The sequence below is a fragment of the Oleiphilus sp. HI0123 genome (genome assembly GCF_001635315.1).
In genome coordinates, this window is the sequence record NZ_LWGE01001735.1 from 1 (window position 1) to 873 (window position 873).

General features: G+C 45.7%; 1 protein-coding gene. It reads right to left on the reverse strand.

What is annotated here, in order from left to right; translation table 11 throughout:
- Window positions 1–92 precede the first annotated feature (92 nt).
- A partial coding sequence (locus A3761_RS23455) for an SDR family NAD(P)-dependent oxidoreductase (RefSeq protein ID WP_068506703.1) occupies window positions 93–873 on the reverse strand: 781 nt, incomplete at its 5' end.

Sequence of the window (873 nt, forward strand, 5' to 3'; positions counted from 1 at the left end):
TTGTACTCATGACCTCTTCCTATTATTTTTATAGCTTATTTTCAAAGGGGTCAGACTCGATTGAAATTCAATCGAGTCTGACCCCTTTGAAATTACATGGCTGACATGCCGCCGTCAACCGGTATAGCAATACCGTTCATATAACTATTCGCTGGTGACAGTATCATGACCATGACATTCACAATTTCTTCAACTCGTGCGATACGCTTCATCGGACAGCCGCGCGCAAGGTTCTTGTTGACCTCTTCGATATTATCATTCGGATTCATCGTTGGATTATCAACCATCGGCGTTGACGTAAAGAAGGGGCAAATCGCATTAACTCGAACATTCATAGGCCCACATTCAACTGCGGCCGTTTTAGTTAGACCTATTACAGCGTGCTTGGCAGCGCCATAGGAGCTTCCCATCGGCGTTCCACCTAAACCTGCCATGGAACTTACATTCAGAATCGCACCCTCTTTTTGAGCAGCCATGACTCTTAACTGATGCTTCAGGCCAAACGCGACACCTTTAGTATTAACATCTAACTGACGAGAAAGCGTTGGGCCGTCCAGGTGAACCAATGGGCCCAGTTTAGGAGCGATACCAGCATTGTTAACAGCAATATCAAGCTTGCCAAAATTATCAACCGCAGCCTTTACGAGTTCTTCAGAATGCGCTTCTTCAGCTATATCACCCGTTAAGGCAATAACCTTACTGCCTAGGGTTTCACAATCCTGCTTTGTCAGTGTTAAGCCTTCTTCGTTGAAGTCAGCTAGCACTAAGTTCGCTCCGCGCTTGGCTAACTCTTCGGCTAGGCTTTTACCAAAGCCACTGGCAGCGCCGGTAATCAATGCTACCTTTTCTGAAAAATCTAGTAGGTTATCCATA